Raw genomic sequence first — 20,966 nt, 5'->3', positions numbered from 1 at the left:
GCCCCTCACTCGTAGGTGATCTTCACGGTGTCGGTGACCGGAACCGACTGGCACGCCAGCACGATGCCCTCGGCGATGTCCTCGGGGTCGAGCACGTCGTTGTTGAGCATCTTGACCTCGCCCTCGACCAGCCGGCACGCGCACGCGCTGCAGGCACCCTCGCGGCACGAGTACGGCGCGTCGAGTCCCTTCTCCAGCAACAGGTCGAGCAGCTTCGTCCGCGCGGGCCACGGAAAGCGGTGCTGTTCACCGTCCAGCTCGACCTCGACGACGGCGTCCGGCCGGTCGTCGACCACCGGGACCACGGCCGAGAACGGATCACTGGACAGCGACACGAACTTCTCGACGTGCACGACCGGCACGTCGTGCAACGCCTTGCGCGCGGCCTCCATGAACGGCCCGGGCCCGCACACGAACGCCTCGTCGCAGTCCCGGACGAACGCCCGCAGCCCCGCCACGGAAGGCAGTCCCTGCACCGACTCCAGCCAGTGCACGACGGTCAGCCGATCCGGATGCTGATCTACCAGCCCGGAAAGCTCCCGCGCGAAGATCACCGAAGCCTCGTCCCGGTTGGCGTAGAACAGGAACACCCGCCCCGAACCCTGCGTCAGCACGGCCCGGATGATCGACATGACCGGCGTGATCCCGCTCCCGGCCGCGAACGCCAGCAACGACCCGTCCAGCGACGAAGGCGTGAACACCCCGGCCGGTGCGAGCACGTCCAGTTCCATCCCGGCGGCCAGCGACGAGCACATCCAGTGCGACCCGTACCCGTCCGGCGTCCGCTTGACCGTGATCTTCAACGGCTCACCCGGCGCGCTGGACAGGGAGTAGCAGCGCGCCACGTCTCCGGCCCGCACGGTCAGGAACTGGCCGGGCCTCACCGCGAAGTCGGCGCCCGACAGCACGAACGAGCGCGCGTCGGCGGTCTCCTCGATCACGGCGTCGACCCGAAGCCGGTGCACCTCAGCCATCGGCGACCTCCAGCGTTCCCTCGCGCACGGCCTTCTCGATGCTGTCGCGCAACCGCAGGCAGGTGGGCACGAGCGCCGCCCGCGCGCCGCACAGTTCAGGGCAGTCACGGGTGTCGGACAGCCACTGCACACTCGTGTGCTGCGGGCTGTTCTTCTTCACCAGCACCCGGTTGCCGCAGTCGCACCCGACCGGCACCATGCCACCGACGAGGAACTCGTCGCGCTCGCTCACGTCGCCTGCTCCTGGCGCGCGAGGTTCTCGGCGACCTCCTTCTCCCACACCTCGATCGCCCGGCTCGTGTCGACCTCGAACTCGAAGCGCCGCACCATGTCGTCGGTGACGTCCTCGACGTCGACGTAGAACTGCTCGTACCAGCGCCGCAGCTGGTACACCGGCCCGTCCTCCTCGCACAGCAACGGGTTGTCGACGCGCGACTTGTTCTGCCAGATCTCCACGTCCTGCAGGAACCCGACGCCGATGCCGCGCGCGAACTTGGCCGCGATCTTGTCCGCGTGGACGTCGTCGACGCCCGGCAGCTTCTTCACGATCGCGCCCCACTGGAGCTTGAACGAGGTCGGGGAGATCGGGTAGTGGCAGTTGATCAGCACCGTCTCGATCTCGAGGCCCTTGTAGTCGTTCCACAGGTAGTCGATCATGTATGACGGCCCGTAGTACGCGGCCTCCGAGCGGACTTCCACGTCACCGGTGTAGTTCGAGCCCATCGCCACGTCCGGACGGCCGCGCGTCGTCAGGTACTGCGAGGCGACGTGGCCCTCCATCACGTTCTTGAAGTAGGTCGGGAACGCGAAGTGGATGTAGAAGAAGTGGGCCATGTCGACGACGTTGTCGATGATCTCGCGGCAGTTCGCGTTGTCGATCACCACCGAGTCCCAGGTCCAGTTGCTCCACTCGTCGCTGAACGCCGACTCGATGCGCGGGATCGTGATGTGCTCGGGCGGAGGGTTGCCCTGCGGGTCGTTCCACACGAAGAGCTGCTTGTTCTCTTCGAGCGTGATCCACGACCGGGTGCGCGCCCGCAGCGGAACCCGCTTGGCGTAGGGGATGTCGACGCACTTGCCGTTGCCCGCCCAGCGCCAGTCGTGGAACGGGCAGGCGATGTTGTTGCCCTTGATCGTGCCCTGGGTGAGGTCGCCGCCCATGTGCCGGCAGTACCCGTCCAGGACGTTGATCTTGCCGTCGTCGCTCGCGAACACCACGAGCTTCGTGCCGAACGCCTCGATGGCGTGTGGTTTGCCGTCGCGGAAGCTGCTGGCGAGGCCCAGGCAGTGCCAGCCGCGCGCGAACCGTGCCGGCGGCGTGCCCGCGTCGATCGTCCGCACGCTGTCCTGCGTCATCGCTCTCCTCCAGAGATGTCGAGGCCGGCGAGGTACCCGAACGTCATCGCCGGTCCGAGGGTGGCGCCCGCGCCCGCGTAGGTGTGGCCCATGACCGAAGCACTGGTGTTGCCCGCCGCGTACAGGCCGTCGATCACCGAACCGTCCTCGCGCAGGACACGCGCGCGGGCGTCGGTGCGCAGGCCGCCCTTGGTGCCGAGGTCACCGGGCGCGATCCTGACCGCGTAGAACGGGCCGGTGGTCAGCGGCGCGAGGTTGGGGTTCGGCTTGGTGCGCGGATCGCCGTAGTAGCGGTCGTACGCGCTGTCGCCGCGGCGGAAGTCGACGTCCCTGCCGTCGACGGCCAGCGTGTTGAACCGCCGGACGGTCTCGGTCAGCTCCGGCAGGTCGGCTTCCTGGGCGAGTTCTTCGAGGCTCGGCGCGGTGAGCACCGACTCCTTCCAGCGCCGGGGGAGCGGGCGCCGGGGCGGGATGCCGCAGAACGGGTAGCGGCCGCGGTAGGAGTGGTCGAAGACCAGCCAGGTGTTGCCGGTCATCGCGTTGACCACGTCGATGTAGGGCGCCGCCTCGTTCACGAACCGGCGGCCGGTCTTGTCGACCAGCACGCAGCCGGGCAGGGACCGTTCCGCGAGCAGGAAGAACGGGCCGCGCGGCAGCGGGACCGACGGGCCCCACCACGCCTCGTCCATCAGCGCGACGGCGGCTCCGGCCCGTTGCCCGGCCTCGATGCCGTCACCGGTGTTGGCCTTGGCGCCCACCGTCCACTCCGTACCGATGTTCTGGTGCTGCTTGCGCATCTGCTCGTTGTTCTCGAACCCGCCGGACGCCAGCACCACGTGCTTCGCCAGGATCACCTTCTCGCCCACGAGAACTCCGGCGACGCGGCCGTTCTCGTGGTGCAGGTCGGTCATCGCGGTGTTGAGCCTGACCTCGACGTTCAGCGCGGTGAGTCCGGCGCGCAGGCCCGCGGTCAGCGCCTGGCCCATGGTGAGGCGGCGGCCCGGCAGGAACCGGCGCGCGAACACCTTGACGGCGGTGAAGATGCCGCGCGGGTGCCTGCCGATCAGGGTCAGCCACCTGTAGTCGGTCTGGGTGATCACGATGCCCGCGGGCGTCGGCACGTACGGCGGTTCGAGGTCTTTGATGTCCTCGCCGAGCAGGGCCGCGTTGAACGGCAGGGGCTCGACCGAGCGGCCGCGCGGCTGCCCTCCCGGCGCCTCGGGGTAGTAGTCGGAGTACTCGCGGACCCAGCGGAACTTCAGCGGTGTGTGGGCGCAGACGAACGCCAGCATGGCCGGTCCGGCGTCCAGGAACGCCTCGCGCAGCTCGCTGGGGACGTCCGGAGCGATGTGCGCGAGATAGGTGGCGGCCCGCTCCGGCGAGTCGGGTACGCCGTTGGCTGCGACCACGGCGTTGTTCGGCACCCAGATGCCGCCGCCCGACCGCGCGGTCGAGCCGCCGTAGTGCGCGGCCTTCTCGATGATCAGGGTTCGCAGGCCGTTTCGAGCGGTGCAGAGCGCGGCTGTCATGCCCGCCGCGCCACTGCCGACGACGATCACGTCGTACATCGCACCTCCCGGAGCTCAGACTAGAACAGGTTATAGTTCTGAGGCGGTTTGGCGCTATGGTGTAGGAGTTCCAGGCAAGTCGACTCACCAAGAACCTGTTTCTGGAGGGTTGCGTGGAAGTCACCGCTGACGTGGTCGTCATCGGCTTCGGCGCGGCCGGCGCGTGCGCCGCCGTCGAGGCCGCGACAGCCGGTGCGTCCGTGGTGGTGCTGGACCGTTTCGCCGGTGGCGGCGCGACCGCGTTGTCCGGCGGCGTCGTCTACGCGGGCGGCGGGACGCGGCAGCAGGTCGAGGCCGGTGTCACCGACTCGGTCGACGCGATGTACTCCTACCTGAGGCACGAGGTCCGGGACGCGGTGTCCCCGGAGACCCTGCGGCGGTTCTGCGAGGACAGCGCCAAGATGCTGGCGTGGCTGGAGGACCAGGGCGTCCCGTTCGACGCGCGGGTCTCGCCGTTCAAGACCTCGTACCCGACCGACGACCACTACCTCTACCTGTCCGGCAGTGAGGACGCCTGGCCCGATCCTGCTCCGCGCGGGCACAGGACCAGGGCGAAAGGCACGTCCGGCAGGGTCTTCTTCACCCGGCTGGCCGAGGCGACCCGGCGCGCGGGCGTGCGGGTCATGCCGCAGACCCGGGCCGTCGAGCTGATCGTCACGGACGGCCGGGTGACCGGTGTGCGGTGCCGGACTCTCACCGGGCTTCCACGGGTTCTGCACGGGGCGTTGTCCAGGGCGGGCGCGAAGCCGTGGCTCTACTACCCGCCTTTGGGCAAGAGGCTGTTCGGGCTGGCAGCGCGGCTCGAACGGTTCGGCCGGCCGCTGGTGGTCCACGCCGGGCAGGGCGTGGTCATCGCGGCCGGCGGCTTCATCTCCGATCGGGCACTGGTCCACGAGCACGCGCCGGCCTACCGCGGCGGCCTCGCGCTGGGCACGCCCGGCGACGACGGTGGCGGGATCCGGCTCGGCGTCGCCGCCGGTGGCAGGACCGCCCGCATGGACAAGATCTCGGTGTGGCGGTTCATCACGCCTCCCAGCGCTTTGCAGCGCGGGGTTCTGGTCGACCCGGCCGGGCAGCGCTTCGGTGACGCGACCCTGTACGGCGCGGCCATCGGAGGCGAGATCGTCGAGCGCGGCGGCAAGGCCTGGCTGCTGATCGACGACGACATCCTGCGAACCGCTCGCGCCCAGGTGAAAACACAGACGGCACGGTTCCAGCGCTGGCAGGTCCGCTACCTGCTCGGCCGCGGCCTCGTCACCGCGCCGACGATCGAAGAGGTCGCAGCCAAGGCCGGAATCGCGCCGCCCGAACCGTTCGGGACGCCTCCCTATTCGTTGATCAACGTGTCGGTGCGCGCGGGGTTCGGCTACCCGTGCCCGATGCTCACGCTCGGCGGGCTCGTCGTGGACGAGGACACCGGTCAGGTGCAAGGAGTTGCGGGCCTGTACGCGGCCGGCCGATCGGCGGTCGGGGTGTGCTCGGAGTCCTACGTCAGCGGCCTCGCGCTCGCTGACTGCGTCTTCTCGGGCCGCCGGGCAGGGCAACACGCAGCGAAGGAGGCCAGGTGCTGACGATCCAGTCCAGGGAGGCTGCCGCCGAGTTGCTGCGCGCGGCCGAACGCGACCGCGTGCCGATCAAACCGCTGGTGGAGCTGTACCCCGAGATCGACGTGGTGGACGCGTACGAGATCCAGCTGCTCAACGTCCGCCACCGCAACCGCGACGTGATCGGCCACAAGGTCGGGCTCTCGTCGCTCGCGATGCAGCAGATGATGGGCGTCGACGAACCCGACTACGGCCACCTGCTCGACGACATGCAGCTGGCCGGCACCGCGGACGCGTCCGCCTACCTCTACCCGCGGGTCGAGGTGGAGATCGCGTTCCTGCTGGCCCGCGACCTGCCCGGCGAGGGCTGCACGGTCGAGGACGTTCTGGACGCCACCGAGTTCGTCGCGCCGGCCATCGAGCTGATCGACAGCCGCATCGAGAACTGGCGGATCGGCCTGCAGGACACCATCGCGGACAACGCGTCATCGGCCGGGTTCATGCTCGGCTCCGAGCGCGTGCGTCCGTCCGAACTGGACATCGGCGCGGTCACGGCCACGTTGCGGCGCAACGGTGAGCTGGTCGCCGAGGGACGCGGTGACGCCGTGCTGGGTGATCCGGCGATCGCGGTGGCGTGGCTGGCCGCGAAGGTCGCGAGCTTCGGCGTCCGGTTGCTGGCGGGCGACATCGTGCTGCCCGGTTCGTGCACGCGTGCCATCGACGCCCGGCCGGGTGACGAGTTCCGCGCCGAGTTCACCGGACTCGGTTCCGTAGACCTGAAATTCGAATGAGGTGACTGGGTGAAGGCGGCCATCGTCGGCTCCGGCAACATCGGCACCGACCTGCTCTACAAGCTCCTGCGCTCGCCGGCGCTGGAACCGCGCTGGATGGTGGGCATCGACCCGGCCAGCGAGGGACTCAGGCGTGCGGCCGATCAGGGGCTCGAGGTCTCGGTCGACGGCGCGGAGTGGTTGCTGCGCCAGGACGAGCTGCCGGACATCGTCTTCGAGGCGACGTCCGCGGCGGTGCACCGGGCCAACGCCCCGCGCTACGCCGAGGCGGGCATCCGGGCGATCGACCTGACACCGGCCGCGGTCGGGCCGTACGTCGTGCCGCCGGTGAACCTCGGCGAGCACCAGGACGCGCCCAACATCAACCTGATCACGTGCGGTGGCCAGGCCACGATTCCCATGGTGCACGCGGTGTCGCGGGTGGTTCCGGTGTCGTACGCGGAGATCGTCGCGAGCGTCGCGTCGGTGTCGGCGGGGCCTGGCACGCGGGCCAACATCGACGAGTTCACCCGCACCACCAGCCGGGGCATCGAGGCGATCGGCGGGGCGGGGCGCGGCAAGGCGATCATCGTGCTCAACCCGGCAGATCCGCCGATGATCATGCGCGACACGATCTTCTGCGCGATTCCCGAGGACGCCGATCCCGACCCGATCACGGACTCGATCGCCTGGATGGAGACCGACATCCGTTCGTACGTGCCGGGGTTCCGGCTGCTGCGCGAACCGCAGTTCGACGCCGGCCGGGTGGCGATCTTCGTGGAGGTCGCGGGAGCGGGCGACTTCCTGCCGGAGTACGCCGGGAACCTCGACATCATGACGGCCGCCGCGACCAAGGTGGGGGAGGAGATCGCCCGTGCAGCAGCGTCTGAGTCTGCGGTTGACCGACACGTCACTGCGTGACGGCTCGCACCACAAGCGGCACCAGTTCACGGTCGAGGACGTCCGCTCGATCGTGGCGGCACTCGACGGCGCCGGGGTACCGGTGATCGAGGTGACGCACGGCGACGGGCTGGGCGGGTCGTCGTTCAACTACGGCTTCAGCCACACGCCCGAGCAGGAGCTGATCAAGGTCGCCGTGGAGACGGCCCGGCAGGCCAAGATCGCCGTGCTCATGCTGCCGGGCGTCGGGGTGAAGGACGACATCCTGGTGTCGCAGGACAACGGCGCCTCGATCGTCCGGATCGCCACGCACTGCACCGAGGCCGACGTCTCCGTGCAGCACTTCGCATTGGCTCGCGAACGTGGCCTGGAGACCGTCGGGTTCCTGATGATGGCGCACTCGCAGCCGCCGGAGGCGTTGGCGAAGCAGGCCCGCATCATGGCGGACGCGGGGTGCCAGTGCGTCTACGTGGTCGACTCGGCCGGCGCATTGGTGCTGGAGCAGGTTTCCGACCGGGTGGCCGCGCTGGTCGCCGAGCTGGGTTCGGATGCCCAGGTCGGCTTCCACGGGCACGAGAACCTCGGGCTGAGCGTCGCCAACTCCGTTGCCGCGGCACGGGCCGGCGCGAAGCAGATCGACGGCAGCGTGCGCGGATTCGGGGCAGGCGCGGGGAACACACCGCTGGAGGCGTTCGTCGGGGTGTGCGACAAGCTGGGGTTCGAGACCGGCGTCGACTTCTTCAAGATCGTGGACGCGGCCGAGGACGTCGTCCGGCCCGTCATGCCCGAGGAGTGCCTGCTCGACCGGATGGCGCTGATGATGGGGTACGCGGGCGTCTACTCCAGCTTCCTCAAACACGCGTACACGCAGGCGCAACGCTATGGCGTGTCCGGCGCGCAGATCCTCGTGAGGGCAGGCGAACGCAAGCTCGTCGGCGGGCAAGAGGACCAGCTGATCGACATCGCACTGGAGCTGAGCAGGGAGGAAGTCCGATGAGCGAGGAAATCCTCGGCAAGGTGCGCGAACTGCTGCCCGCGCTGGCCGATCGCGCGGCCGAGGCGGAGGAACTGCGCAAGGTGCCGCCGGAGTCGGTGAAGGCGTTGCAGGAGACCGGGTTCTTCCGGATGCTGCAGCCCGTGCGGTACGGCGGCTTCGAGTCGCATCCGCTCGACTTCTACACCGCGGTCAGGATGATCGGCAGCGCGTGCGGGTCGACGGGCTGGGTCGCGTCCGTGCTGGGCGTGCACCCGTGGCACGTCGGGCTGTTCGACGTGGCGGCGCAGGACGAGGTGTTCGGTGAGGACCAGGACACCCGGATCTCGTCCTCCTACGCGCCGACGGGCCGTGCGACCGCGGTGGAGGGCGGGTTCCGGTTCAGCGGCAAGTGGAGCTTCTCGTCCGGCTGCGACCATGCGACGTGGGTGCTGCTCGGCGGCCTCGTGATGAACGACGAGGGCAAGCCGGTCGACTTCCGGACATTCCTGCTGCCGATCGCCGACTACACGATCAACGACGTGTGGGACACGGTCGGCCTGCGCGGCACGGGCAGCAACGACATCGTGGTGGACGACGTGTTCGTGCCGGAGCACCGCACGTTGAGCATGGCCCACACGGCTCGATGCGTCTGCCCTGGCCAGGAGGTCAATCCCGGCCCGCTGTTCCGGATGCCGTACGGGACGATCCACCCGTACGCGATCACCGCGCCGATGATCGGCATGGCGACCGGCGCGTACGACGTGCACGTCACCGTGACCCGTGAGCGCGTCCGGGCCGCCTACCTGGGTGAGAAGTCGGTCGACGACCCGTTCGCCCAGGTGCGGATCGCCACGGCGGCCAGCGACATCGACACCGCGTGGTGGCAGCTGGAGAAGGACATCAACGACGAGTGGGCGCACGCCGTCGCCGGCACGAAGATCCCGATCGAGATGCGGCTGCGGGCCCGGCGCGACCAGGTGCTCGGCAGTGCGCGGGCGATCTCCGCGATCGACCGGCTCTTCGAGAGCGCGGGCGGGAAGGCGATCAACGCCGGTCTGCCGTTGCCGCGGTTCTGGCGCGACGCGCACGCCGCACGTGTGCACGCGGCCAACGACCCGGAGCGCGTGCTCGTGCTGTACGGCAAGAACGAGCTCGGCATCCAGGTCCGCGACGGCTTGTTCTGAGGGGGCGTTGATGAGCGTGCGGTTGCACTACCACGAAGCCGGTACCGGCAACGCGGAAACGCTGGTCATGCTGCACGGCGGCGGACCCGGCGCTTCGGCCCTCAGCAACTTCCGCGCGAACATCCCGGTGTTCGCGAAGTCGTTCCGCGTGCTGGCCGTCGACATGCCGGGCTACGGCCAGTCGGACAAGCCGGCCGAGCACGACCAGTACTTCTCCTTCGCCTCCCGGGCGTTGAAGGACCTGCTGGACTCGCTGGAGGTCGAGCAGGCGCACATCCTGGGCAACTCGCTCGGCGGCGGCACGGCGGTCCGGTTCGCCTTGGACAACGGGAAACGCGCCGGTCGGCTCGTGTTGATGGGGCCGGGCGGGTTGTCGCTGAACGTCTTCTCGCCCGATCCGACCGAGGGCGTGCGCAAGCTCAGCGCGTTCGCCCGCACACCCACGCGGGAGAAGATCGAGGAGTTCCTGCGGATCATGGTGTTCGACCAGTCGCTGATCACCGAGGAGCTGATCGACGAACGGTTCGAGGCCGCGAGGCAGCCGGAGTCGTTGCGCGCCATGGCCGCGCTGGGCAAGTCGTTCTCCGGCCCGGACTTCGAGCAGGGGATGCTCTGGCGTGAGGCGTATCGGTTGCGCCAGCGGGTGTTGCTGGTGTGGGGACGCGAGGACCGGGTGAACCCGCTGGACGGCGCGTTGCTGGCGACGAAGCTGATCCCGCGCGCGCAGCTGCACGTGTTCGGCGGGTGCGGGCACTGGGCGCAGCTGGAGAAGTTCGACGAGTTCAACAGGCTCGCCCTCGACTTCCTGACGGAGGCGTGATGAGCATTCGGTCGCTGGGCTATCTCCGCATCGAGGCCACCGACATGGACCGGTGGCGCGAGTTCGGGCTCAAGGTCCTCGGCATGGTCGAGGGCAAGGGCTCCACTCCCGGTGCGCTCTATCTGCGGATGGACGACTTCCCGGCGCGGCTGGTGATCGTGCCGGGTTCGGCGGACCGCCTGCAGGCCTCCGGGTGGGAGGCCGCTACCGAGGCCGAGCTGGACGAGGTCGCGAAACGGCTGGCCTCGGCCGGTGTCGCGTACGTCGAAGGCTCGGCCGAGGACCTGGCCGAGCGCCGGGTCAACGGGCTGATCAGGTTCGAGGACCCGTCCGGGAACGTGCTGGAGGTGTTCCACGGCGCGGCTTTGGAGCATCGGCGCGTGGTCTCGCCGTACGGTCACCGGTTCGTGACGGAGGAGCAGGGCCTCGGGCACGTCGTGCTGTCCACTTCGGACGACGAGGCCGCGCTGCACTTCTACCGCGACGTCCTGGGGTTCCGGTTGCGCGACTCGATGCGCCTGCCCCCGCAGTTCGTCGGCCGGCCCGCCGACGGACCGCCCGCGTGGCTGCGGTTCTTCGGCTGCAACCCGCGCCACCACAGCCTCGCGTTCCTGCCGATGCCGACGCCGAGCGGGATCGTGCACCTGATGGTCGAGGTCGAGAACACCGACGACGTGGGCCTGACGCTGGACCGTGCGACGCGGCGCAAGGTGCCCATGTCGGCGACCTTGGGCCGCCACGTGAACGACCTGATGCTGTCGTTCTACATGAAGACGCCCGGCGGGTTCGACGTCGAGTTCGGTTGCGAGGGACGGCAGGTCGACGATGAGGACTGGATCGCACGCGAGAGCACGGCGGTGAGCCTGTGGGGACACGACTTCAGCGTGGGCGTCCAGAAGTAGGAGCCCGCTACCGTTCCGTTCTCGGTCACTTCTGCACCGGGGTGACCGTGGTGACCGGCATGTCGTCCGAAGGGCCTGTCGGGTTCGCCTGCCAGGCCTTCGCGGCGCTGTCCCTGGACCCGCCGCTGGTCCTGTTCTGTCCACAACGGACATCCCGCAGCTGGGCGGCGATCGCCTCGGCCGGCTCGTTCTGCGTGAACGTGCTGGCGGAGGACCAGCGCGAGGTGTCGACGGTGTTCGGAAGGGCGGGCACGGACAAGTTCTCCACCGTGTCGTGGACACCGTCCCCGACCGGTGCTCCGGTGCTCGACGGCGCGCTGACGTGGGTCGACTGCCAGGTGTCGGTCGTGCACGAGGCCGGCGACCACCACGTGGTCGTCGGCTCGGTCGTCGAACTGGGTCCGGTGCGCGAGGCGCAGCCGCTGCTGTTCTACCGCGGCCGCTACGCCTCGCACGCCGAGCTGGACCCCCGCGGCTGGTCCGGTGAGGTCCTCGACAACCTGCTGACCTGGCAGCGCCAGTCAGAGTGGAGCTGACGCGGTGACCTGCCACACCGCGGCCGGGATCCGCACCTCGTCACCGTGCACGAAACCGTCGAACGCGCTCCGGACGTCGCTCATGATCCGGGGCCGTTCGGACTCCGCGGCTTCCTTGAGCGCACGGGAGATCGGTCCGAGGTTGCTCAGGTACGGAATCAGCAGCTCCTCGGGCAGGGAGCGGATCTGGTCCACCGGTGTGATGCCGATGCCGGTCCAGCCTGCTTCTCCGAGGATCTTGCGCGTCTTGCCGGGGTCGGCGAAGGCGAACGGACCTGGTCCGTCCGGGTCCGGCACCGGCGCGTCCGGCAGCAGCGGGGCCGCAACCTTGTTCGCGGTGGTCATGAACGGGTTCTCGGCCGCGGTGCGCCACGTGATGAAGCGCAGGTCGCCTCCCGGCGACGTGGCTCGCAGCAAGTTGCGGAACGCGGCCGTGGGGTCCTCGAAGAACATGACCCCGAACCTGCTCACGACCAGGTCGAAGCTCTCGTCGAACGTGTGCACCTGTGCGTCGGCCAGGAGGTACTCCGCTTTTCCATGCTCACGCGCTGCGGCGAGCATCGTCTCGGAAATGTCGATGCCCACACAGGCCGCTCCGGTGGCCTCGGCGATCGCCCTCGTGACCCCGCCCGTGCCGCACCCGACGTCGAGAACCCGTTCGCGCGGCCGTTCGAGCGCGGCCTGGACGAGCAGGTCCTGGAACGGGCGGAGCATCAGGTCGACGATGTCCTGCACGTTCGCCCAGCCCAGCCCCGCGGCGTTCCACCAGGCCGCCTGCTCGCTGTTCACCTCAGATGTCATGCTCCTACCGTCCTACTTCAAGTCGGCTTGAGGTCAAGTGTCGTGGACGAGATCGGTATCGGCGAGGTGGTGCGGCGCTCCGGCGTGCCCGCCTCGACCCTGCGTTACTACGAGGAGCGGGGCCTGATCACCTGCGTGCGCCGCCAAGGCCTGGCACGGGTGTTCTCGGTCGCCGTGCTGGAGCAACTGGCGTTGATCGGGGTCTGCCGCACGGCCGGGTTCTCGCTGGAGGAGATCCTGCTGATGTTCTCGCCGGACGGCCGCCCGTCGCCGAACCGCGAGATGCTCGCGGCCAAGGCCGACGAGCTGGACGCGACGATCCGGAAGCTGGCGTTGATGCGCGACGACCTGCGGCACGCGGCGGCCTGTCCGGCGCCGACGCACATGGAGTGCCCGACGTTCCGCCGCGTGCTGGGCCAGGCCTAGGCGACCCAGATCCGGGGCGCGACCGAGGCGGCGGCCTGGTACGGGGAGAGGCTCGGCCCGACCACCTCCAGCGGCCACTTCTCCCGCAACGTGACCCACAGCCGTCCGGAGAGTCCGGCGAAAACGCCGAGCACATCGGCATCGGACACCTCCAGCACGTAGGTCCACTTCGCGACGTCCGGCGCTCCGGCCAGCGGATCCCTCCAGGCACGGCGCAGGACGCGTCCGCCGTACCTGGCCGCCTCGTCGGCCAGCACGCGGTCCGCCCGGCTCGGATCCGGCGCGTCGGCGGGACCGTGGGGGCTGAACCGGTACGGCACGGGCGGCACGGCGGCGATGATCCGCACGGCGGCCAGGTCCGGGCTGTGCGGATCGTCCAGCGTGGACTGGACGAGGTCGTGTTCCTCCTGCGTGATGCCGATGTTCTCGTGCGCCATGGTCAGCAACAACGCCGCCTCGGCCTGCGCGGGCTCGCCACCGAAGTAGTCCTCGCGCACCGACCGCAGGGTGTCGTCGTCCAACCGGCCCGCGAGCCGCGCGCACAGGTCGGTGACCGTGGCGTAAGTCTTCACATCCACAAGTCAGATCTTGGTCCGCAGCCGTTCGAGGTGCACGGCCGGGCTGCCGAACAGCTGCCCGCTGCCGTGCGCCCGCTTGAGGTACAGGTGCGCGTCGTGCTCCCAGGTGATCGCGATCCCGCCGTGCAACTGGACCATCTCGGCGGTGACCTTGAAGAACGCCTCCGAGCAGTAGACCTTCGCCACCGCCGCGGACACCTCGTCGGCAGCGGCCAGAGCGGCCGATCGCGCGGTCTCCACCAGGACGTGCAGGTCGGCCATGCGGTGCTTCAGAGCCTGGAACGACCCGATGGGCCTGCCGAACTGGACCCTGGTCTTGGTGTACTCGACGGTGAGTTCGAGGGCTCGAGCGGCGGCGCCGACCTGTTCCGCAGCCAGCGCGGCCAGCGCGACGTCACGGAACTCGGGTGACCAGCGACCGAGACGGGTCGCCGCGGCGTCGGTCAGGTGGATCGTGGCGAGGCGGCGGGTCGGGTCCATCGCCGGTGTGTGCTCGCGGGTGACGCCGGCGAGGTCGATCTCGTACAGGTCGGTGCCGTCGGTGGCGAGGAGGATCTCGGCGAGGTCGCCGTCCAGTACGTAACGCGCCGTGCCGTTGAGGCTGGTCAGGGCGTTGTCCCACGGCCAGACGAGGGTGGCGACGGTCCCGTCCGCTATCCGGGGCAGCAGCCGGTCGCACGCCTCCTCGTTGCCCGTCGCCAGCAGTGCATGAGCTGCCAGCGTCGAGGCCAGCAGCGGGGACGGGGTGAGGGTGCGGCCGAGTTCTTCCAGCACGACGCGGGTCTCGGCCAGGCCGGCGCCGGAACCGCCGTACCGTTCGGGGATCGGGAGCACGCCGATGTCGCACAGCCGCGCCCACACGTCCTTGTCGTAGCCGTGCGGGGTCTCGATGGCCGCGCGGACGTCCGAGTGCTTGTCGAGCAGGCTGCGGACGGCGTCACGCAACGCGAGTTGTTCCGGTGTCACAACGCCTCCAGCACGCGCGCTCGGTGCATCGACGGACTGCCCCACGCCGTGCGCAGGGCTCGGGTCTGCAAGAGGAACCGCCCGAGGTCGTGCTCGGCGGTGTAACCGATGGCTCCGTGCACCTGCAACGCGGTGCGGGCGGCCTGCCACGCGGCGTCGGAGGTGGCCACCTTCGCGGCGGAGACGTCCAGGGACGTCATGGTCACGGCCGCGCCGAACACCAGCGGGCGGGCCAGTTCAAGGCCGATCAGGACGTTCGCGAGGTGGTGCTTGACCGCCTGGAACTGGCCGATGGGCTTGCCGAACTGGGTGCGCGCCAGCACATGGGCGGTGCTCATGTCGAGCATCGCGCGGCCCAGTCCCAGGAGTTGGGCCGAGCAGGTCAGGACGCCCAGGTCGAACGCTCGGGCGGCGGGGACGTCGGTGGCGAGCACCGAGCCTGCGGAGAGTTCGACGAGGCGGCGGCCGGGGTCGACGGACTGGAGCTCGGCGGTGGGGGAGGCCTCGCGGAGGGTGTCGCCCTCGACCAGGAAGTACCGGTCGGACTCGACGGCGTGCGGAACGTGCGGTGGGAAGGCGACCGAGCCGGGACCTGCGCCGAGTGCCGGAAGCACCGCGAGCGACTCGATCAGCGGTCCGGCGACCGCGTGGTGTCCCAGCTCCTCGAACACCACCACGAGGTCGACCGGGTCGGTCACCTCGTCCAGGCCGAGCGAGGTCAGGTCCGTCTTTCCCGCGGCCAGGAACCCGTGCAGCACTCCGGCCAGGTCCGTCTGCTCGGACGACAGCGTGAACATCATCGCGGCAGCCCCAGGATTCGTTCGGCGATCACGTTGCGCTGGATCTCGTTGGTACCGGCGTAGATCGGGCCCGACAGCGAGAACAACCAGCCGTCCCGCCACCCCGGCGCGACCTCGCCGAGCAGGTCGAGTGCCGTCTCGTGCAGGGCGACGTCCAGCTCCGACCAGAACACCTTCGTGACGCTGGCCGCGGGCCCGGACGGAGGCTGGGCCAGAGCGCCGAACGTGTGGAGCCGGTAGGCCTGCGCGCCGATCCAGGCGTCCACGACGCGGTCGCGCAGCGCCGGGTCCGGGTTCTTGCGGTACAGCTCCACCAGCCGGGACGCGGCGGCGGTGAAACGTCCCGGGCTGCGCAGGGTCAGGCCGCGTTCGCTGCCCGCCGTGCTCATCGCCACGCGCCAGCCGTCGCCGGCCTCGCCGACGACGTCGCGGTCCGGCACGAAGACATCGTCCAGGAAGATCTCGGCGAAGCCCGGTTCGCCGTCGAGCTGGTCGATCGGCCGCACGGTCACGCCCTCGGATCGCAGGTCGAAGAGCAGGTAGGTCAGGCCGCGGTGCCGTTCGCCGGGGCCGGTGCGGAACAGGCCGAACGCCCGGTCCGCGAACGCCGCCCGCGAGCTCCAGGTCTTCTGGCCGCGCAGCAGCCAGCCGCCGTCGCAGCGGACGGCGGTGCTGCGCAACGAGGCCAGGTCGGAACCGGCCTCGGGTTCGGACCAGGCCTGGGCCCACACCTCGTCGCCGCGCGCCATCGAGGGCAGGATCCGGGCGCGTTGCTCGTCGGTGCCGTGCGCGAACAACGTCGGCGCCAGCAGGAAGATGCCGTTCTGCGAGACGCGACCCGGCGCGCCCGAAGCGTGGTACTCCTCCTCGAACACCAGCCACTGCAGCAGCGAGGCCTCCCGGCCACCGTACGAGGACGGCCACGAGACCACCGACAGCTGCTCGGAGGCCAGCAGCCGTTCCCACGAACGATGCTCCTCGAAGCCCTGCGCGGTGTCCATCGAGGACAGTGGCCGGACGTGCACCGCCAGCCACGACCGCACCTCGGCCTGGAATTCCAGTGTCGCGGCGTCCAGGTCGAGATCCATCAGCCGGATGCCTTCTTCATCGCACGGGCGTCCATGCCGGCCAACGCGTCGGAGCTCACCTCGGCGTTGTGCGCGTGCGCGAAGTGGTGCAGGCCGAACACGGAGTCCATCCCGGCCCGCAGACCCATCAGGTCCTCGGACTGGTTGACCGCCTTCTTGGCCAGCGCGAGCCCGAACCGCGGCATCGCCGTGATGCGCCCGGCCAGCTGGAAAGTGGACGCCTCCAACTCCGCGCGAGGCACGACCCGCGACACCATGCCCCACTCGTAGGCGCGCTGCGCCGAGAAGCGGTCGCCGGTGAACAGCACCTCCTTAGCAGCCCGCGGGCCGAGCATCCACGGGTGCGCGAAGTACTCGACGCCCGGAATCCCCATGCGCACCACGGGATCGGCGAAGAACGCGTCCTCGGCGGCCACGATCAGGTCGCACACCCAGGCCAGCATGAGCCCGCCCGCCACGCAGGCGCCCTGCACCATCGCGATCGTCGGCTTCGGGATCTCCCTCCACCGCCGGCACATGCCCAGGTAGACCTCCATCTCGCGCGCGAAGCGGAGGTCACCGCCCTCACGGCCGACGTGGTCCCACCACATCACGGCCTTTCGCTCGAAGGACGTGTCGACGTCACGGCCGGGCGAGCCGATGTCGTGGCCCGCGGAGAAGTGGTCGCCGGCGCCCGCCAGCACGATCACCTTGACCTCGTCGTCGTCCACCGCGCGGGTGAAGGCCTCGTCCAACGCGTAGGTCATCGCCGAGTTCTGCGCGTTGCGGTACTCCGGGCGGTTCATGGTCACGACGGCGACCGCGTCCCGCCGCTCATACGAGACTGTCACGCGTTCTCCTTGCGCAGTTGGGTTTTGAGGACCTTGCCCATGGCGTTGCGGGGGAGCGCGGGGTGGAACTCGACGGCGCGCGGCACCTTGTAGTTCGCCAGCCGCTCGCGGCAGAAGGCGATCACCTCGTCCGACGTCAACGAGGAACCAGGTGCCGTGACGATGTGCGCCACCCCGACCTCACCGAGCCGCGCGTCGGCCATCCCGACCACCGCCGACTCCGCGACGCCCGGCAGCCGGGCGAGCGCCTGCTCGACCTCGGCGGGGTAGACGTTGAACCCGCCGCAGATGTACATGTCCTTGAGCCGGTCGGTGATCGAGAGATAGCCCCGCTCGTCCAAGGCACCGACGTCACCGGTGTGCAACCAGCCGTCGGCATCGATGGCAGCCGCGGTGGCGTCAGGATCGTCGAGGTAGCCGAGCATCACGTTCGGGCCGCGCAACAGCACCTCGTCCCGTTCGCCCAGCCGGAGCTCGAACCCCGCCATCGGCGCGCCGCACGTGTGCGCGACCGTCTCGGGGGAGTCGCCGGGGCGGCACATGGTGGCGACGACGGCTTCGGTCAGGCCGTAGGCGGTGAGCACGGTCAGCGACAGCTCCGCCCTCAGCCGCTCGATCAGCACGACGGGGACGACCGCGGCGCCGGTGACCGCCAGCCGCAGACTCGACAGGTCGAACGAGCCGCGGTCGGGGTGGTCGAGCAACGCCTGGAAGATCGTCGGCGGCCCCGGCAGCACGGTGATCCGTTCCCGTTCGACCAGCCGCATCGTCTCCACGACGTCGAACACGGGCTGCGGCACGATCGTCGCCCCGGTCAGCAGGCAGGCCAGAATCCCGGCCTTGTAGCCGAAGGTGTGGAAGAAGGGGTTGACGATCAGGTAGCGGTCGGCGGACGTCAGCTCACCGCAGGCGGCCCAGGCCTCGGCCACCCCGATCGACTGCCGGTGCGCGCTCATCGCCCCTTTGCTGCGCCCGGTCGTGCCCGACGTGTACATCACGTCGCACAGCTGGTCCTCCGACAGGTCGGGCAGATCGGCGCCGGACCCCGTCCAGGAAGCCGGTATGCGCACCACCGCGGGAAGATCCGGCGACAGCGCCCGCAGTTCCGCCTCCCGGTCGCGCCCGAGGAACTGGCCCTCGACGACCAGGACGCGCGCGGCACTGCGCCTCACCACGTCCAACGTCTCCGTGGCGGTGAACCGGGTGTTGATCGGTACCAGAGCCGCACCCGCGTGCAACGCCCCGAGCGCCGCGACCACCCATTGAGCGGAGTTGGGCGCGCACAGAGCCACCCGATCGCCGGGCCGCACACCTGTCGCCACGAACGTGCGCGCCGCGTCCAGCACCGCCGAACGCAGTTCGGTCCAGGTGAGGCGAACCTCCCCGTCCACCAACGCCTCCGCGTCGATGTACGAAGCAGCAGCGCGGTCGAGCACGGCTGAAACCGTTTGCCTGCTTGGAACGTCCGCCATCACGCCCTCCAAAGCAAGTGCTTGGTAGGTTAGAGTATGGCGCATGGAGTCCTTCCGGCGCGAGGTGCGGGAATGGTTGTCCGCCAACCTCGTCGGTGAGTTCGCTGAGCTGCGCGGCCTGGGTGGACCGGGCCGCGAGCACGAGGCGTTCGAGGGACGGCTGCGGTGGCACCGGCACCTCGCCAGGAGCGGGTGGACGTGCCTCGGCTGGCCCGGCGAGCGCAGCGTGGAAGAACAGGTGATCTTCCACGAGGAGTACGCGGAGGCCGCCGCTCCGGCGAAGGTCGACATCGTCGGCGAGGGTCTGCTGGGCCCGACTCTCATCGCGTTCGGCACCCCGGAGCAGAAAGAACGCTTCCTGCCCAAGATCCGCTCGCTCGAAGAGCTGTGGTGCCAGGGCTACTCGGAACCCGGCGCGGGCTCGGACCTCGCGTCCGTGCAGACCAGGGCAACCCTCGAAAGCGGTCAGTGGGTGATCAACGGTCAGAAGATCTGGACGTCGAACGCGCACTACTCCGACTGGATCTTCGTCCTGTGCCGCACGGAACCCGGCTCACAACGGCATCAGGGCCTCTCGTACCTCCTCGTGCCGATGGACCAGCCGGGCATCGAGGTGCGGCCGATCCGCCAGCTCACCGGCACGTCGGAGTTCAACGAGGTCTTCTTCGACGGCGCGGTGACGCCCGAGGAGAACGTTGTCGGTCGGCCCGGCGAGGGCTGGAAGATCGCGATGGCCACCCTGGGCTTCGAGCGCGGCACCGCGATGCTCGGCCACCAGGTGAGCTTCCGCCGTCAGCTCGACGCGATCATGGCCAAGGCGCCCCGGGACGAACGCCTCACCAGGGCGTGGCTCGAACTGCACGTCATGCGCTCGCACACGCTGAGAACGCTGAACGACGAACCGGGCCCGGAGGCGTCCGTGCTGAAGCTGTTCTGGGCGGGCTGGCACCGCAGGCTCGGCGAGCTCGCGCTGGACTCACTCGGCCCCGAGTCGATGATCGACGACAACGAGTGGCAGCGCCTGTTCCTGTTCAGCCGGGCGGAGACGATCTACGGCGGCTCCGACGAGATCCAGCGCGAGATCATCGCCCACCGCGTCCTGGGGCTGCCGCGATGACCGGCCACGACCTGCTCAAGGACAAGATCGTCGTCGTGACGGCCGCGGCGGGCACGGGCATCGGCTCGGCGACCGCGAAACGCTGCCTCGAAGAGGGCGCGACGGTGGTCATCAGCGACTGGCACGAGCGCCGCCTCAAGGAGACCCACGAGACGCTCGGCACCGACCACGCCGTTCCGTGCGACGTCACGAACGAGCAGCAGGTGCAGCAGCTGATCGACGAGACGGTCGAGCGCTACGGCCGCATCGACGTGATGGTCAACAACGCCGGCCTCGGCGGCGAGAAGTCCGTGCTCGACATGGCCGACGACGAGTGGTCCCGCGTCCTGGACGTCACGCTGAACGGCACCTTTCGCTGCACCAGGGCCGCGCTACGCCAAATGGTCGTCCAACGAAGCGGTGTCGTCGTTAACAACTCCAGTGTGATCGGCTGGCGGGCACAGAGGGGTCAAGCCCATTACGCCGCAGCGAAAGCGGGAGTCATGGCGCTGACCAGGTGCGCCGCGATGGACGTGGCCGAGCACGGCATCCGGGTGAACGCGGTCGCCCCGAGCTTGGCGGCGCACCCGTTCCTGGCCAAGGTCACCAGTGAGGAGTTGCTGACCGAACTGGCGTCCCGTGAGGCCTTCGGGCGCGCCGCCGAGCCCTGGGAGGTCGCGAATGTGATCGTGTTCCTCGCGAGCGACTACTCGTCGTACCTGACGGGTGAGGTCGTCTCGGTGAGCAGCCAGCACCCGTGAGGAAGGAACGACCGATGAGTAGCCGGAGGGCCGAGCTGCTGGAGCTCGCCGCGAAGATGTTCGCCGAGCGTGGCTACGGGCAGACCACGGTCAGGGACATCGCGGACGCGGCGGGCATCCTGTCCGGCAGCCTCTACCACCACTTCGACTCGAAGGAGTCGATGGTGGACGAGATCCTGCGGACGTTCCTGGACGAGCTGTTCGCGCGCTACCGGGAGGTCGTCGACGCAGGCCTCGGCCCGAAGCAGACGTTGAAAGCCCTGGTGGTGGCGTCGTTCGAGGCGATCGACACCCGGCACGCCGCTGTCGCGATCTACCAGAACGAGGCCAAGCACCTCACACCGCTCGAACGGTTCTCCTACATCGAGGACCGCAGCGTGGAGTTCCGCAAGCTGTGGACGGTGTTGCTGGAGGAGGGCATGAGCACGGGCGTGTTCCGCGCCGACCTCGACGTCGACGTGGCTTACCGGTTCATCCGCGACACGGTGTGGGTGGCCGTGCGGTGGTACAGGCCGGACGGCGGCCTGGCAGCGGTTGAGGTGGCCGACCAGTACCTCGCGATCCTGCTCGACGGCATCGCCACGGGCCGGCGCAAGAACTCCAAGACGTAGAAGGAGG

The 20,966-nt window shown here is 69.5% G+C and carries 23 protein-coding genes; 12 read left to right on the top strand and 11 right to left on the bottom strand.

Going from position 1 to position 20,966, the window contains the following annotated elements:
- Positions 1 to 5: 5 nt before the first annotated feature.
- Genes SK571_RS09935 through SK571_RS09920 form a run of 4 tightly spaced genes read right to left on the bottom strand, consistent with a single transcriptional unit; the run spans position 6 to position 3,898 of the window.
- Complete coding sequence (locus tag SK571_RS09935) at positions 6 to 974, bottom strand: ferredoxin--NADP reductase (RefSeq protein ID WP_319983732.1); 969 nt, start codon at positions 972 to 974, stop codon at positions 6 to 8.
- Positions 967 to 1,206 (bottom strand): hypothetical protein, encoded by a 240-nt coding sequence (locus SK571_RS09930; RefSeq protein ID WP_319983731.1) that lies wholly within the window; start codon positions 1,204 to 1,206, stop codon positions 967 to 969. The genes SK571_RS09935 and SK571_RS09930 overlap by 8 nt, the downstream gene beginning before the upstream one ends.
- Positions 1,203 to 2,330, bottom strand: coding sequence for a Rieske 2Fe-2S domain-containing protein (locus SK571_RS09925; RefSeq protein ID WP_319983730.1), 1,128 nt, complete (start codon positions 2,328 to 2,330; stop codon positions 1,203 to 1,205). The genes SK571_RS09930 and SK571_RS09925 overlap by 4 nt, the downstream gene beginning before the upstream one ends.
- Positions 2,327 to 3,898 carry an FAD-dependent oxidoreductase gene (locus tag SK571_RS09920; protein WP_319983729.1) on the bottom strand — a complete coding sequence of 524 codons (1,572 nt, stop codon included), beginning with the start codon at positions 3,896 to 3,898 and terminating at the stop codon, positions 2,327 to 2,329. Before SK571_RS09920 ends, SK571_RS09925 begins: the two co-directional genes overlap by 4 nt.
- Positions 3,899 to 4,011: 113 nt before the next feature.
- Here SK571_RS09920 and SK571_RS09915 point away from each other — a divergent pair, with 113 nt between their 5' ends.
- Genes SK571_RS09915 through hsaB form a run of 8 tightly spaced genes read left to right on the top strand, consistent with a single transcriptional unit; the run spans position 4,012 to position 11,530 of the window.
- The gene (locus SK571_RS09915) at positions 4,012 to 5,469 is read left to right on the top strand and encodes an FAD-binding protein (RefSeq protein ID WP_319983728.1); all 1,458 of its coding nucleotides are present in this window, start codon (positions 4,012 to 4,014) and stop codon (positions 5,467 to 5,469) included.
- Positions 5,463 to 6,233, top strand: coding sequence for a 2-keto-4-pentenoate hydratase (locus SK571_RS09910; RefSeq protein ID WP_319983727.1), 771 nt, complete (start codon positions 5,463 to 5,465; stop codon positions 6,231 to 6,233). Before SK571_RS09915 ends, SK571_RS09910 begins: the two co-directional genes overlap by 7 nt.
- Positions 6,234 to 6,242: 9 nt before the next feature.
- Positions 6,243 to 7,133: an acetaldehyde dehydrogenase (acetylating) gene (locus SK571_RS09905; protein ID WP_319983726.1), complete on the top strand. Its 891-nt coding sequence runs from the start codon at positions 6,243 to 6,245 to the stop codon at positions 7,131 to 7,133.
- A complete protein-coding gene (gene dmpG / locus SK571_RS09900) occupies positions 7,087 to 8,109 on the top strand; it encodes a 4-hydroxy-2-oxovalerate aldolase (protein WP_319983725.1) in 1,023 nt (340 codons plus the stop codon). The genes SK571_RS09905 and dmpG overlap by 47 nt, the downstream gene beginning before the upstream one ends.
- Positions 8,106 to 9,272 (top strand): 3-hydroxy-9,10-secoandrosta-1,3,5(10)-triene-9,17-dione monooxygenase oxygenase subunit, encoded by a 1,167-nt coding sequence (gene hsaA / locus SK571_RS09895; RefSeq protein ID WP_319983724.1) that lies wholly within the window; start codon positions 8,106 to 8,108, stop codon positions 9,270 to 9,272. The genes dmpG and hsaA overlap by 4 nt, the downstream gene beginning before the upstream one ends.
- A gap of 10 nt (positions 9,273 to 9,282) precedes the next feature.
- Positions 9,283 to 10,092: a 4,5:9,10-diseco-3-hydroxy-5,9,17-trioxoandrosta-1(10),2-diene-4-oate hydrolase gene (gene hsaD, locus SK571_RS09890; RefSeq protein ID WP_319983723.1), complete on the top strand. Its 810-nt coding sequence runs from the start codon at positions 9,283 to 9,285 to the stop codon at positions 10,090 to 10,092.
- Positions 10,092 to 10,994, top strand: coding sequence for an iron-dependent extradiol dioxygenase HsaC (gene hsaC, locus SK571_RS09885; RefSeq protein ID WP_319983722.1), 903 nt, complete (start codon positions 10,092 to 10,094; stop codon positions 10,992 to 10,994). Before hsaD ends, hsaC begins: the two co-directional genes overlap by 1 nt.
- Positions 10,958 to 11,530 carry a 3-hydroxy-9,10-secoandrosta-1,3,5(10)-triene-9,17-dione monooxygenase reductase subunit gene (gene hsaB, locus SK571_RS09880; RefSeq protein WP_319983721.1) on the top strand — a complete coding sequence of 191 codons (573 nt, stop codon included), beginning with the start codon at positions 10,958 to 10,960 and terminating at the stop codon, positions 11,528 to 11,530. Before hsaC ends, hsaB begins: the two co-directional genes overlap by 37 nt.
- Here the strand turns inward: hsaB and SK571_RS09875 are convergent.
- A complete protein-coding gene (locus tag SK571_RS09875) occupies positions 11,516 to 12,331 on the bottom strand; it encodes a class I SAM-dependent methyltransferase (protein WP_319983720.1) in 816 nt (271 codons plus the stop codon). The two genes, hsaB and SK571_RS09875, sit on opposite strands and share 15 nt — an antisense overlap.
- Before the next feature lie 42 nt (positions 12,332 to 12,373).
- Here SK571_RS09875 and SK571_RS09870 point away from each other — a divergent pair, with 42 nt between their 5' ends.
- Positions 12,374 to 12,757 (top strand): helix-turn-helix domain-containing protein, encoded by a 384-nt coding sequence (locus SK571_RS09870; protein ID WP_319983719.1) that lies wholly within the window; start codon positions 12,374 to 12,376, stop codon positions 12,755 to 12,757.
- Here the strand turns inward: SK571_RS09870 and SK571_RS09865 are convergent.
- From SK571_RS09865 to SK571_RS09840, 6 genes are read right to left on the bottom strand one after another with little or no spacing between them, the layout of a single operon-like run.
- Positions 12,754 to 13,335: a hypothetical protein gene (locus tag SK571_RS09865; RefSeq protein ID WP_319983718.1), complete on the bottom strand. Its 582-nt coding sequence runs from the start codon at positions 13,333 to 13,335 to the stop codon at positions 12,754 to 12,756. The two genes, SK571_RS09870 and SK571_RS09865, sit on opposite strands and share 4 nt — an antisense overlap.
- Before the next feature lie 3 nt (positions 13,336 to 13,338).
- Entirely contained in the window at positions 13,339 to 14,301 is a 963-nt protein-coding gene (locus SK571_RS09860; protein ID WP_319983717.1) for an acyl-CoA dehydrogenase family protein, read from the bottom strand.
- Complete coding sequence (locus SK571_RS09855; RefSeq protein WP_319983716.1) at positions 14,298 to 15,101, bottom strand: acyl-CoA dehydrogenase family protein; 804 nt, start codon at positions 15,099 to 15,101, stop codon at positions 14,298 to 14,300. The genes SK571_RS09860 and SK571_RS09855 overlap by 4 nt, the downstream gene beginning before the upstream one ends.
- Positions 15,098 to 16,189 carry an acyl-CoA dehydrogenase family protein gene (locus tag SK571_RS09850; protein ID WP_319983715.1) on the bottom strand — a complete coding sequence of 364 codons (1,092 nt, stop codon included), beginning with the start codon at positions 16,187 to 16,189 and terminating at the stop codon, positions 15,098 to 15,100. Before SK571_RS09850 ends, SK571_RS09855 begins: the two co-directional genes overlap by 4 nt.
- A complete protein-coding gene (locus SK571_RS09845; RefSeq protein ID WP_319983714.1) occupies positions 16,189 to 17,019 on the bottom strand; it encodes an enoyl-CoA hydratase in 831 nt (276 codons plus the stop codon). Before SK571_RS09845 ends, SK571_RS09850 begins: the two co-directional genes overlap by 1 nt.
- Complete coding sequence (locus SK571_RS09840; protein WP_319983713.1) at positions 17,016 to 18,491, bottom strand: FadD3 family acyl-CoA ligase; 1,476 nt, start codon at positions 18,489 to 18,491, stop codon at positions 17,016 to 17,018. Before SK571_RS09840 ends, SK571_RS09845 begins: the two co-directional genes overlap by 4 nt.
- A 43-nt stretch (positions 18,492 to 18,534) precedes the next feature.
- On the opposite strand from SK571_RS09840, the gene SK571_RS09835 reads away from it, so the two are divergent.
- Genes SK571_RS09835 through SK571_RS09825 form a run of 3 tightly spaced genes read left to right on the top strand, consistent with a single transcriptional unit; the run spans position 18,535 to position 20,959 of the window.
- Positions 18,535 to 19,608 (top strand): acyl-CoA dehydrogenase family protein, encoded by a 1,074-nt coding sequence (locus tag SK571_RS09835; RefSeq protein ID WP_319983712.1) that lies wholly within the window; start codon positions 18,535 to 18,537, stop codon positions 19,606 to 19,608.
- Entirely contained in the window at positions 19,605 to 20,348 is a 744-nt protein-coding gene (locus SK571_RS09830; RefSeq protein WP_319983711.1) for an SDR family oxidoreductase, read from the top strand. The genes SK571_RS09835 and SK571_RS09830 overlap by 4 nt, the downstream gene beginning before the upstream one ends.
- Positions 20,349 to 20,362: 14 nt before the next feature.
- Positions 20,363 to 20,959: a TetR/AcrR family transcriptional regulator gene (locus tag SK571_RS09825; protein WP_319983710.1), complete on the top strand. Its 597-nt coding sequence runs from the start codon at positions 20,363 to 20,365 to the stop codon at positions 20,957 to 20,959.
- Positions 20,960 to 20,966: the final 7 nt, after the last annotated feature.

Source organism: Lentzea kristufekii, assembly GCF_033949925.1.
GTDB classification, from domain to species: domain Bacteria; phylum Actinomycetota; class Actinomycetes; order Mycobacteriales; family Pseudonocardiaceae; genus Lentzea; species Lentzea kristufekii.
The sequence above is the reverse complement of the archived record's forward strand: the minus strand, read 5'-3'. Positions and strand labels throughout refer to the sequence as shown.

Excerpts from the sequence above, each read along its gene's own strand:
- SK571_RS09840 (WP_319983713.1), bottom strand. The coding sequence starts at position 18,491 with ATGGCGGACGTTCCAAGCAGGCAAACGGTTTCAGCCGTGCTCGACCGC.
- SK571_RS09935 (WP_319983732.1), bottom strand. The coding sequence starts at position 974 with ATGGCTGAGGTGCACCGGCTTCGGGTCGACGCCGTGATCGAGGAGACC.
- hsaC (WP_319983722.1), top strand. The coding sequence starts at position 10,092 with ATGAGCATTCGGTCGCTGGGCTATCTCCGCATCGAGGCCACCGACATG.
- SK571_RS09835 (WP_319983712.1), top strand. The coding sequence starts at position 18,535 with ATGGAGTCCTTCCGGCGCGAGGTGCGGGAATGGTTGTCCGCCAACCTC.
- SK571_RS09830 (WP_319983711.1), top strand. The coding sequence starts at position 19,605 with ATGACCGGCCACGACCTGCTCAAGGACAAGATCGTCGTCGTGACGGCC.
- SK571_RS09925 (WP_319983730.1), bottom strand. The coding sequence starts at position 2,330 with ATGACGCAGGACAGCGTGCGGACGATCGACGCGGGCACGCCGCCGGCA.
- hsaA (WP_319983724.1), top strand. The coding sequence starts at position 8,106 with ATGAGCGAGGAAATCCTCGGCAAGGTGCGCGAACTGCTGCCCGCGCTG.
- SK571_RS09850 (WP_319983715.1), bottom strand. The coding sequence starts at position 16,189 with ATGGATCTCGACCTGGACGCCGCGACACTGGAATTCCAGGCCGAGGTG.
- SK571_RS09875 (WP_319983720.1), bottom strand. The coding sequence starts at position 12,331 with ATGACATCTGAGGTGAACAGCGAGCAGGCGGCCTGGTGGAACGCCGCG.
- SK571_RS09855 (WP_319983716.1), bottom strand. The coding sequence starts at position 15,101 with ATGATGTTCACGCTGTCGTCCGAGCAGACGGACCTGGCCGGAGTGCTG.
- SK571_RS09825 (WP_319983710.1), top strand. The coding sequence starts at position 20,363 with ATGAGTAGCCGGAGGGCCGAGCTGCTGGAGCTCGCCGCGAAGATGTTC.
- SK571_RS09920 (WP_319983729.1), bottom strand. The coding sequence starts at position 3,898 with ATGTACGACGTGATCGTCGTCGGCAGTGGCGCGGCGGGCATGACAGCC.
- hsaD (WP_319983723.1), top strand. The coding sequence starts at position 9,283 with ATGAGCGTGCGGTTGCACTACCACGAAGCCGGTACCGGCAACGCGGAA.